The following is a 10,290-nucleotide window of genomic DNA, read 5'->3' as shown; positions in this document are numbered from 1 at the left end:
GTGCTAATCTTCGCGAGGTGCCGAGTGCACTACACATTAGCACGGTCGTAATGGCAAAGAGGACGGTCGTAATTGTTAGAAACGCTCAAAAAAGAGGAAAAAGTCCCTTTTTGAGGTCAAAAAAGTGGATTAACATTTGTTTTGTTTCGGATGCCTTTTGGGCCTGAAAAAATGAGTTTTATACAATAAGTCCCTGAAATTTCATGCCTGTTCGCCGGATCAGTGAATCTTCTTTATCACCAGATATCCGCTTCCGCCAAGGAAAGTTAGGAAGGTGAAGGCGACCAGGATCAGCAGTTTCTTCGGGGATGATGCTTTGAGGGGGACGGAGGCTGGTTCGATGATGGTGTAGACGGGTGTTTGTTCCTGTACCCGCAGCTTGTCTTGCTCCAGCTTTTGTGCCAGCGTGTTGTAGACGTTGAAGGTGAGAGTCATTTCGTTGCGCAGCCGCTCCTGTTCGGTGCGGTAGCTGGCGGAGATGATGTTTTTGTTGCCGTCCTCGAAAGCGGCGTAGGCCTGTTGCGCCTTGTAGTAGGCGGCACGGGATTCTTTCAGCACCTTTTCTGTGAATTCCAGGTCTTTTTTTGCTTTCTGTGTCCGGTAGCGCGTGATGTAGGTCTGTAGTTTGCCCGCGATGCTGCGTGCCACTTCGGCAGAGATAAGCGGGTCCTGCATCTCGACTGCGAGGGTGACGACCATCGTTTTCTTATCGACGAAAACAGTGGTGCGTTGGCGCAGGTCACGGAGTACAGCTTCCTGCTTTCGGGTGAGGAGGAAAGGGTTGAGGACACTGTCGCTTTCCTCCGTGTGGGAGAAGAGTGCGCGGAGGGCCGCCAGTCCCTTTAAAGGTGCTTTCACGACGGCTGACCACCATGCGGCACGCTGATGGTCAGCCATGTAATCGTACAAAGACATCGTTTGCTTCTTTTCCTTGTCCGTTACCTTTTCGGGGAAAAGTTCCAACAGGAAAGGGGTGCTGTGTACGATGTCGGGATAGAGGTTTGGCGACAAAGCATCCTGCCCCGCAGCCGATCCAAGGTCTATCCCCGCCATCGCTGCCAGTCCGCCGAGATTGCCCATCTTGCTTGTCGCGTCGGTCGTTTCGGGGGCTAATTTCACTGTCGTGGTGTATTCTTTGGGCAGGCTGAAGGCGACGACCAGCCCCGTAATCACCGCGATTCCGCAACATTTCAGGAGCAAGCGTTTCCTCTTCCACAGGTAAGCGGCAAGGGCGATAAGGTCGATCTCTTGCTGGGGAGACGACAGGATATGATTGTTGTTGTCCATCTGTTTACTTTAAAAGGTTGATCATTGACGTAATCATGGCTGCCATCGAGGTGACGGAGCTGCCGACACTCATAATCTCCGCCAGGCTTGTCCGGCGGTCGCGTTGTGTCTTGGCGGGTACAACGATCTCGCAGCCCGGTTCCACTTTCGGGTAACGTTTGAAAAAGATCATCTTGCGTTGTGTCGTCGCTACCTTCCCGTTCATGTAAATGACGATTGGATACTTGCGGGCGATGTCGTTGTAACCTCCCGCTTGGGAAAGACAGTCGCGCACGTCCATTCCCTTCGTGTAGGTCACGCTGTTGGGGTAGGTGACGGCGCCTCTGACCTTCACCGTACTCTGCTGCTGCGGGATGTATAGCTCGTCACCGTCGCGCAGGACGAGGTCATCGGCACTGCCCGGATGCGCCAGCGCTTTTTGCAGGTCGATGCCCACAGGGTATTCCTTCAGGTTGGCGAGCGAGACAGAGATCGAGTCGCGTCCCTGCTGGTTGTTGTTGCTTAGCTGCAGGAGGGTTTCTATCTGGCGCAGTTCGTCGGTGGTGAGCTTGCGCTTCAAGCTGGCTCCCCGTATGTAAGCGTCGGGGGTGACACCGCCGGATTGTGCGATCAGTTCGCTGAGGCGGGTGTTCTTTTTCTTCAGGGCGTAGTTGCCGGCAAAGGTGATCTCGCCCCCGACTTTTACCACTTGTTGTTCCTGGTATCCGGGAGAGAAGCGGACGAATACTTCATCGAACGGTTCGAGCGTGAAAAGCGTGTCGCCGGCGATGACGGCTAACCCGTCGCCGAGGGTGAAGCTGTACGTTTCGGCCATCCGGTTGCTGCTCTGTGTGGCCGACGGATTTTTGATCCGGCGGGCGACTTCCACGTTGACGGTCGCGGCTGCTTCACGTAATCCGCCAGCCAGGATGATGGCATCCTCTACGGTCAGGTTCTTGCGGTAAGGCAATACGGTGTCGGGCTGGTTGACGGCCCCGCTCACTTTGATGGTGTAGGGCTCGCGGAGGTCGAACAGGGAGGGAATGTACAGTTGGTCTTCCTTTTGCAGTTCGACATCGGGAGCCTGGCCGTTCAGTATGTCCACGATGTTGATGGCGATAACCGAATTAGTGAAATCCGGGTTCAGACGCGTGATCTGGGCCCGTCCGGCAAACTCATCCCCCTTAAGCCCCGAAGCCTGCCGAATCAGCTGTTTGACGGTGTGGACATCCGGACTCAGCTCATACTCGCCGGGTCGCCAGACGGCTCCCGATATGATAATCCGGTTGTCGTAGTAGGGGATGACGGAGTCGACCATCAGCGAGTCGCCGTCCTGCAGGACAAACGTCGGGAACTGTTCTTCGTTGACGGTTGCGATCTTGTAACGGTCGCCGGCCTTCCGTTTTACCCGGATGTTCTGCGTGTAGGCGTCTCCTGTGAAACCGCCTGCCATGTCGAGCAAATCGGCCAGCGTCTCGCCCCCGCGAAGTTCGTACGTCCGTTCACGTTTCACCTTGCCGCCTGCGTTGACAAGTTGCTCGTAAGGACCGATGATAATCATGTCATTGTCTTCGAGGCGGATGTTGGTGTCGTACTTGCCGTTAAGCAGGTAGTCGTACACGTCGAGATTGGCGATCTCCTTGCTGTTCCTGTACACCTTTATATTGCGCAGCGAGCCGATATCGTTCACTCCGCCTGCCGCATAGAGGGCGTTGAAGAGGGTGGCGAGTGACGATAGGGTGTATGTGCCCGGTGCGACGGCCTCGCCCACAATGTTGACCTTTATGCTGCGTATCTGTCCTAATCCGACGGAAACGAACGTGTTAGGTTCGCTGCCGTCGAGTGTCGCCATGATCTTCCTTAGTTCCTGCCGGATGCGTTGCTCCGCCGCTTCGATGGTCAGCCCGCTCAAAGGTACGGGACCGACGTTGGGGATGAGGATCGTTCCGTCGGGCGAAAGGGTGAGTTTCAGGTTTAGTTCCGAATCTCCCCAAACATTGATCAGCACTTCATCGCCAGCCGAAAGGACATAGTTCTTGGGTGTCGGAATGTTGAGTTCCGGCTCGAAGGTCAGGTTTTTGTCGGAGAATATCTCCCGTCCGAAAACGATCTCCTCGAGCGGTTGCTTCGGTTGGTTGTCGTCGCGCTGGTCTTCCAGTGGAGGAAGTACCTGGTGCGACAAGGCCGCCCGGTCGCTCATCGTGTTTTCCGTTGCCGGCTTTATCATTTGGTTGATGCCGGACTGTTCTTTTCCATGTTTGGCAACTTCTTTCTGTATCTGCTCCTCGGTCATGCCGGCGGCGCGGGCTTTTTCGAGCAGTTCCTGCGGAATTTGCGCACTTATCGTGACCGATACCAGCAGAAGCAGGATACCCATAACATATTTGGCGTTTTTTCTCATATTACTTTTTCTATTGTTTGAACGATTCGTTGGCTTGCTGTCCCGTCACCATAGGGATTGATTGCCTGGCTCATACGGTTATAGTAGGCGTTGTCATCCAACAAACGGGATACTTCGTCCACGATCCGGTCGCAGTCTGTTCCCACCAGGCGGACCGTTCCCGCCTCCAGTGCTTCCGGGCGCTCCGTCGTGTCGCGCATGACGAGCACCGGTTTCCCCAGGCCCGGAGCTTCTTCCTGTATGCCTCCGCTGTCGGTCAGGACAAGTGTCGACCGTTCCATCAGATAGACGAAGGGCAGATATTCCAAAGGCTCGATAAAGAACAGGTTCGGCTGGTGAACCTTCCCGAAGACTTCGTGAATCGGTTCGCGCACATTGGGATTCAGATGCATGGGGTAAACAAAGTCCACATCCGGATATCGTTCCGACAGTGTCTTGATCGCCCGGCATATCCGGATGAATCCTTTGCCGAAGTTCTCCCGGCGATGGCCTGTTATTAAAACCGATTTACGCCGGCTTTGTTTGATTGTTCCGATTGTTTTATAGCCAGCCTCTTTCAGTTCGTTTATCAGCCGTTTTTGCAATGACGGGTCTTCCCGGATAGTTGCAACGACGTGATAGAGGGCGTCGATCACGGTGTTGCCGGTAATCCGAATCTGCTTTTCATCAACCCCTTCCAGCAGTAAATTGTTTCGGCTCAACGCAGTAGGAGAGAAGTGCCAGGTGGCGATCCTTCCCGTGATCTGTCTGTTTATTTCTTCCGGCCAGGGGCTGTAGATGTTATGCGTGCGCAGCCCGGCCTCCACATGTCCTACCGGTATTTGCCGGTAGAAGGCGGCAAGCGCTGATGCTGTGGAGGTTGTCGTATCGCCATGTACCAGGACGAGGTCGGGCTGTACCTCCTGCAATACATTGCGCATACCTGTCAGGATACGGGCGGTCACATCGTAGAGGTCCTGCCCTTGCTTCATGATGTTCAGGTCATAGTCCGGCTCGATATTGAAAAGCCTCAATACCTGGTCCAACATCTCCCTGTGTTGCCCGGTCACACATACGATAGTCTCGAACTTTTCCGGATATTTCCGGAACTCCTTCACTAACGGAGCCATTTTGATTGCTTCGGGGCGTGTTCCGAAGACGAGCATTATTTTGTGCATATTGTTATAGATTATATCTTTCCTGCTTTAACAAGGATCAGGAATTTGATTAAATGAATTTGCCGTTTAATACGGGATGGTTGTTTCAACAGACGGTATGCAAATTCAAGGTTATGTTTCACCCACCAATCGGGAGCCCGTTTCACGTTCCCGGTATAGACATCGAAACTTCCCCCTAACCCTTGATAAATGGCGGGATATGCTTTGAACATCTCATCCATTAGCAACTCCTGTTTGGGCGATCCCATTGCAATGAAGACTACATCTGGTTTTTTCGCTTTGATGTCAGCGATGAGTGCCGCCTTCTCTTCCTCCGTTCGTATATATCCATTCCGGTAGTTCGCAATCCGGATACCGGGAAAATCCTGTTGCAACCGGGAAACAGTCTTTTCAATAACCTCTTGTTTGCTCCCGACAAGATAGAACGTTTTGTCTTGTTTATATAAAGCGGCTGTGAGTTTTAGCCATAATTCGCATCCCGGAATTTTTATTGCGTTCCGTACGCCATGCCGGCGCATTGCCATAACCGCACCTATACCGTCGCAATACCCGATATTCCTGTTAATAATATCCCGTACTTGCTGAGTCGCATGCAGTATCTTCTCTGCATTGATCGCCACCAATATCCCCTTATGTTCCCCCACATATTCCAGAAGGTTGGCTTCAGAGGGGAAGGGGTGGACTTTTATTCCGTTTATCAAGATCGTTTTATTTCTCATCTCGTAATTGTGCTAATAAATAATAAGATAGAGCATTAAACATGAATGCATTGCTCCAACGCATATAAGAAATGTAGGAGCTGAAGGTCTGTTTAAGCTGATAGTAAAAATATCCTTTGGAGTCTTGCATATTCGTAATAGTCCAGTTTACAACTCTGTTGGCTAATTCTTTGTATTCCGGATACTTCCTCAGTTTGAATAAAGTGACGAGCAATTGCCCTGGACAGTGGATGTCAATGGGGTATGTTTTATCATTATAATACTTGGGAGTCCCGTCTCTTTTAAAAAAATTATGCATGTAATATTTAAAGCCGGTTTCTATATGGGTAGAAAAAGTCATATCTCCCGTTAAAGTCTGGTATTCCTGTATGCAATCAAGATTATAGCCGGTATGGAAACTGTCTTTCCAAGCTTGTACAGGCAGTATTCCATATGACCATGAACCATCTCTATTTTGTGCATCGCAGCAAGCCTGAACAGATTCTCCTGCTAATTCTTTGTATAAATCCTTGCCAGTATATTGATAGCAGTAACTAAGGATTTTACTTCCTAAAAGTGAGGCGTTATACACTGTGTCGTTACCGGGTATCGGGCTGTATGAAAAAAGAAATCCTCTTTTCTGAGGGGTTCTGTGTAAATCCTGTATAACAAAGTCGGCAGCCGATAATGCTGTTGTAAGATAGCGCTCTTTTTGTGTGATTCTGTAAGCACTTATAAGTGCAGTTGTGCAAAAGCTTGTTGCCACAACTGTCGGAGTATTCTTTGGAAAAAGAAACAAACGACGTGCCTGCCAATCAAAATTATATCCCCAGCATGAACCACTATATCCTTCAGTACGGAGTGTTATTAGGAGTTCTGCCAGTTGGTCAATATAGGATAGGACAACCTCTTTTTTCCCGAATAAATCTTCCTTACCAGTCTTTTCTATCATAGAATATAGGTTACAATATCCTTGTAGGAAAAGTCCGATTCCTTTTGAATTATATTCTTTCGGGACGAGAAACAAGCTGCGCATGTTAAAAGGCATGCGTTTGAATCCTTGTATCATAATCAATCGGCATATGGCTGACCTATTCAGAAAAGGTATGCTTTGGAAAACCTTGGAGTTTAACCCGTCGTATGGGTCCCAGCCTTTGAATTGTTCGGCTTCACAGTAAAGACGGAGCTTATTGAATGCCTTTAGTTGTTCTATATCCATACTGTTTATGTATTAGTTAGCAACTGTTTGTAGAAGTAGACAACAGAACTTTTACTATAATTCTCACGAACAAATTCTGCCGGAGTGTATATGTCTTTATTCTTGGATATTATTTCTATTTTATTCAATATCTCATCAATATCAGGAGAGAAAGATATTAATTCACCACTTATACCTGGTCGAACCAATTCCGGCATGGAAGTTGTATTTCTGGCGATGACCGGAATATTACATGCCATTGCTTCGAGTACAACGAGTCCTAAAGATTCTCTTTTAGAGAACATCAGGCAAATATCGAGTTCCTGGTAAAATTTGTACATTAGATATTGGGGATAGGGCACATGCCTGATTAGTTGTATCGGATATTCATAGAATGCTTTTTTCCAATGGTTATCTTCATCTCCATAATCAATATAATGGATATAAATATCTTTTTTTAGTTTTTTTTGTAGCTCTGGTACCTTCTGTATTAGTTGATAAAGGTATTCAACTCCTTTGTTTTTGGTTAGGGCAGATGGAAAACCGAGATGCAGAGAATACTTTTCCCATTTCGATTCTCCCGGGCAAAATAAACTTGTATCAATACCGCCACTTGGTGAAATCTGTATTCTTTCCGGATTGATATCTAATTGCTTCGTGATAACAGAACGGTAATAAAAAGAGGGTGATATATGGATGTCGTTTTTCTTCAACGTTTTTTTCATTAAAGAGCGTATGGCTTTGAAGAAAAGGGTGTTATGTACTAATTCTTCTCCATGCCAGTGAAAGATGATTTTGTTTTTCTGAAACGGGATACGGATGAACAAAGGAAGCATGAGCGTATAATGGTTGATATACAGCATATCATACTGTCTTAAAGGAGCAGACAACAGTTTAAGGTAGAAAGATGCGTAATCTTTGATTTTTTCCTTCAATTTAGTTCCGGAAGAGTATAACACCAGCATATCTACTTGAAATCCTGCTTCTTCCAATCTCCCTTTGATTGATTGTACATATGTCCCGCTATTTGGTCTTTGTGGAGACGGATATGCGTTGTTAATGAGTAAAATATTCTTTGTCATGTTAATCATCGACTGTTAATATCTGATACCTTTTTTTAGTATATAACGATAGGTCAACATTAGTAACTCATTGATTTTGTTTTTTGCAAATATCCATTCTCCGTTATATGGAATAGGATAGCCACCTGATGATTGTTTGAATAAATAAACTTGGTTACTATTAGTAAGCCCTGGACCAATTCTTCCAAAATCGAAAAAATTGATGTTTTCATTATAAAGATAGTCCAATATGTTTTCTATAATAAAATAGCTGGCTCCGTTTTCCCTGGACTCATTACTATTAGCAGCAAATACATCCCATGCATGCTTGCCGTTGATATAAATAATCCTACCGGCAATGATAGAGCCAGTGGCGCTATAAACGAAAAATAGTTTGTAATCCGGGTCTTGAAGCAAATTGTATATATTTTGTTTGTTAAGGATATATGATAACTGTTTTTTGGTAGCCATTTCTTCAAAAATTCTCACAAAAGTTTCACAATCTTTTAGTGTGGGTTGCGATATTTTTTGGAAGGAACATTTGGCAGCTATTGCTTTTTTTATGTTTCTTTTCCAGCTTCTGTGTCCGGCTGGTCTGTCAAGCGTATTAATCAAGATAGTCAATGGACATGTAGTCTGATGAAGTGGACGGATAAAACCTGCTTCTCTTATTCCTATTTCATATTCAATATCATAAGGGGAAAGACTGGATATAAGGACTAAAGAATAACCGATTTGAGCTATTCCTTTATAGAAGTTTTGAATCGTCTCTTGCTTTGGCTGCTTTACCGCTTCTCCCTGTATGCGAAGGACGGAACCAATAAATGGTTTATTGTAGAGTTCTCCTCGGCAACAGATACTGGGATTAGAATAATTGTCGACAAAGTAAAGACTATCGCTTTTATTACCAATATAATTGTCCCAACCTTTTCCTTGGGTGAAAGGGGTTATTTCCATTTGTTTCTCTATTTCGAAGAATGACTTTCTATCGATTATTTCCATATCATTGTTTTATTATCGAATATTTTAAGAATGGTGAGTTTCTTTGTCGTTTTAAAGCCGGCCTTTGTTTCGGCTTTTAGCGCAGGGCGATTGCCGGTCAGTATGACTACAACTCCCTTATTTTTGCCATATCTGTAAAGTTGACCTAATCTGTGTCGTAATACGGCGCTATGCATCCCTTGATTTCTAAACTCAGGTGCGCAATAGTCATCAAACAGAGCACCTTCGTTTTCTTTTAAATTTAATTCGAAGCCATAAGGAAGTGGGAGTGTCTTCAAACTTATCCATGCAGAATAAGCCAGTTTCTTGTTTTTAATGATTCCGTAAGGTATATATGTCTTGTCGAGCAGTTGTTTTTTTATGTTGATGAGTTTTGCCTTAGTAAAGTAGGATATGTCACCTTTCTGAAAATCATCGAATGTAAGTACTTGTATCGTATAATTTGTATTACATGCCGCTTCTGCATCATTGAGTGTTAGCTCTTTCTCCAAATAATAAAACTTTTCCCAAACGACACCGACTTGGCGGAATATGAAATGAAACATGCGTATGATACATCCTATATATCCGTACTGCATTCTATTTGATTGTATTTTGTGAAGTGATTTCATTTGAAGAAAGATAATTTTCTTTTTATTTTAAGCATTGGACAATAAATGTATTTTAGTCCGTCGACAACACATATACCGTCTTTATAATCTAATGTATGTAAGCCATATTTATATTTGGAATCGGGCATGATACAACTCGTTTTTTCTTCTTCAAATCTGTTTTTTTCAATAGATTCTACTTTGCAGATGTTAAGAGAAGCACCATAACCGGTTTTAGAGTTTTGAGTACATCTGTAGAAGTTGCTGTCCAAGTTATAAAAACCGCCTCCAGGGCGAGCTGATGTGATATCTTGCTTCATTGGATTTCCCAAAAAGGGTTTATAAGGACCGGTTAGCTTCTCGGAATAATAAAGGAGTAAGTCTTTATCTTTATCAAAATCCAGAGAAGTACATAGTAGATAATAGAGATCACAGACTTTGATGATAACCGGATCTACGATCGGCGCTTGTATCATTATTTGAGGATTTTCCAATATTTGACTGTTATAGTTATATTCATAAATAGAGAGCGAGCCGCTTTGACTGTTCTCCGGAATGACATATGTTTGATTACCCTCTTTGTAAATATAAGGAAAGGATAGATGAGTCTCTTGTTCCAATACGGTCTTTCGATTGATTAGTTTGTAGTTCTTACGCGAAACGGTTAATAATGAAATGTTTCCTTTCCATTTATCATAAAAAAACTCTTCAACCAGAACTTCTATTATGTCATCTGTTGCTTTCAATATAAAAGGATCAGCAAAGAAGCGATCCCGATATGGGTGCTGAAGCCATTGAATGGGTAAACGATAAGAGTTGGGTTTTAAGATCATATTTAATGAAGATTCTATAAAACCAATATTCCAATGGAATATCCCAAGTTTTTGTTCTAATGTTTTGATTGAAAATATATTCAT

General features: G+C 45.2%; 9 protein-coding genes. All 9 read right to left on the bottom strand.

Features of this window, described 5'->3' with window-relative positions; genetic code table 11:
* Positions 1 to 219: 219 nt before the first annotated feature.
* The 9 genes from DWU89_RS07645 to DWU89_RS07605 are packed head-to-tail and all read right to left on the bottom strand — an operon-like array spanning position 220 to position 10,290.
* The gene (locus DWU89_RS07645) at positions 220 to 1,287 is read right to left on the bottom strand and encodes a Wzz/FepE/Etk N-terminal domain-containing protein (protein ID WP_115499055.1); all 1,068 of its coding nucleotides are present in this window, start codon (positions 1,285 to 1,287) and stop codon (positions 220 to 222) included.
* Positions 1,288 to 1,291: 4 nt separating this feature from the next.
* A complete protein-coding gene (locus tag DWU89_RS07640; RefSeq protein ID WP_392391924.1) occupies positions 1,292 to 3,643 on the bottom strand; it encodes an SLBB domain-containing protein in 2,352 nt (783 codons plus the stop codon).
* 20 nt (positions 3,644 to 3,663) lie between these two features.
* Complete coding sequence (gene wecB / locus DWU89_RS07635; RefSeq protein ID WP_115499053.1) at positions 3,664 to 4,824, bottom strand: non-hydrolyzing UDP-N-acetylglucosamine 2-epimerase; 1,161 nt, start codon at positions 4,822 to 4,824, stop codon at positions 3,664 to 3,666.
* Positions 4,825 to 4,835: 11 nt separating this feature from the next.
* Positions 4,836 to 5,543: a WecB/TagA/CpsF family glycosyltransferase gene (locus DWU89_RS07630; RefSeq protein ID WP_115499052.1), complete on the bottom strand. Its 708-nt coding sequence runs from the start codon at positions 5,541 to 5,543 to the stop codon at positions 4,836 to 4,838.
* Positions 5,533 to 6,741, bottom strand: coding sequence for a glycoside hydrolase family 88 protein (locus tag DWU89_RS07625; protein WP_115499051.1), 1,209 nt, complete (start codon positions 6,739 to 6,741; stop codon positions 5,533 to 5,535). Before DWU89_RS07625 ends, DWU89_RS07630 begins: the two co-directional genes overlap by 11 nt.
* Positions 6,742 to 6,746: 5 nt before the next feature.
* Entirely contained in the window at positions 6,747 to 7,802 is a 1,056-nt protein-coding gene (locus tag DWU89_RS07620) for a glycosyltransferase family 4 protein (protein ID WP_158543347.1), read from the bottom strand.
* Positions 7,803 to 7,817: 15 nt separating this feature from the next.
* Positions 7,818 to 8,783 carry a GNAT family N-acetyltransferase gene (locus DWU89_RS07615; protein ID WP_115499049.1) on the bottom strand — a complete coding sequence of 322 codons (966 nt, stop codon included), beginning with the start codon at positions 8,781 to 8,783 and terminating at the stop codon, positions 7,818 to 7,820.
* Positions 8,774 to 9,394 carry a hypothetical protein gene (locus DWU89_RS07610; protein WP_115499048.1) on the bottom strand — a complete coding sequence of 207 codons (621 nt, stop codon included), beginning with the start codon at positions 9,392 to 9,394 and terminating at the stop codon, positions 8,774 to 8,776. Before DWU89_RS07610 ends, DWU89_RS07615 begins: the two co-directional genes overlap by 10 nt.
* Positions 9,391 to 10,290 (bottom strand): glucosamine inositolphosphorylceramide transferase family protein, encoded by a 900-nt coding sequence (locus DWU89_RS07605; protein ID WP_115499047.1) that lies wholly within the window; start codon positions 10,288 to 10,290, stop codon positions 9,391 to 9,393. The genes DWU89_RS07610 and DWU89_RS07605 overlap by 4 nt, the downstream gene beginning before the upstream one ends.

Origin of the sequence: Parabacteroides acidifaciens, assembly GCF_003363715.1 — a bacterium.
Lineage (GTDB): Bacteria > Bacteroidota > Bacteroidia > Bacteroidales > Tannerellaceae > Parabacteroides > Parabacteroides acidifaciens.
The sequence above is the reverse complement of the archived record's forward strand: the minus strand, read 5'-3'. Positions and strand labels throughout refer to the sequence as shown.

What these genes read in the sequence shown, in the direction of transcription:
- DWU89_RS07645 (WP_115499055.1), bottom strand. Translation starts at nt 1,287, where the DNA reads ATGGACAACAACAATCATATCCTGTCGTCTCCCCAGCAAGAGATCGAC.
- DWU89_RS07640 (WP_392391924.1), bottom strand. Translation starts at nt 3,643, where the DNA reads ATGGGTATCCTGCTTCTGCTGGTATCGGTCACGATAAGTGCGCAAATT.
- wecB (WP_115499053.1), bottom strand. Translation starts at nt 4,824, where the DNA reads ATGCACAAAATAATGCTCGTCTTCGGAACACGCCCCGAAGCAATCAAA.
- DWU89_RS07630 (WP_115499052.1), bottom strand. Translation starts at nt 5,543, where the DNA reads ATGAGAAATAAAACGATCTTGATAAACGGAATAAAAGTCCACCCCTTC.
- DWU89_RS07625 (WP_115499051.1), bottom strand. Translation starts at nt 6,741, where the DNA reads ATGGATATAGAACAACTAAAGGCATTCAATAAGCTCCGTCTTTACTGT.
- DWU89_RS07620 (WP_158543347.1), bottom strand. Translation starts at nt 7,802, where the DNA reads ATGACAAAGAATATTTTACTCATTAACAACGCATATCCGTCTCCACAA.
- DWU89_RS07615 (WP_115499049.1), bottom strand. Translation starts at nt 8,783, where the DNA reads ATGGAAATAATCGATAGAAAGTCATTCTTCGAAATAGAGAAACAAATG.
- DWU89_RS07610 (WP_115499048.1), bottom strand. Translation starts at nt 9,394, where the DNA reads ATGAAATCACTTCACAAAATACAATCAAATAGAATGCAGTACGGATAT.
- DWU89_RS07605 (WP_115499047.1), bottom strand. Translation starts at nt 10,290, where the DNA reads ATGAATATATTTTCAATCAAAACATTAGAACAAAAACTTGGGATATTC.